The organism is Enterobacter sp. PTB (assembly GCF_051130085.1).
In the GTDB taxonomy this organism is placed as follows: Bacteria; Pseudomonadota; Gammaproteobacteria; order Enterobacterales; family Enterobacteriaceae; genus Enterobacter; species Enterobacter ludwigii.
In genome coordinates, this window is sequence record NZ_JBDKEE010000181.1 from 1 (window position 1) to 252 (window position 252).

Below are 252 nucleotides of genomic sequence, written 5' to 3' on the forward strand. Positions count from 1 at the left end.
TTCCAGGCCAGCGTCTCAATACCGGGCAGTCGCGTCAGAAACAGCCGTAAATCCGTCAGCACCGCCTCAGCAATGACCTCTGGCTGCTCCCCTGACTTGCTTAACCCCTGCCAGAGGTACCACTGCAGATCGAGCCAGAAATGATTGACACCTTCCGCAAAAAACTGATCGGCGAGGGCCACCAGCGCTGACCAGCTTTGCTGACGGTACAGGCGGATCAGCTGTGCCCGGTAATCGGCACGGGGGGGATTC

The 252-nt window shown here is 59.1% G+C and carries 1 protein-coding gene; it reads right to left on the minus strand.

The features are described from left to right. Positions 1 to 252, minus strand: a 252-nt coding sequence (locus AAIR21_RS28170) for a type VI secretion system domain-containing protein (protein ID WP_434682881.1), incomplete at both ends; no start/stop codon positions are given.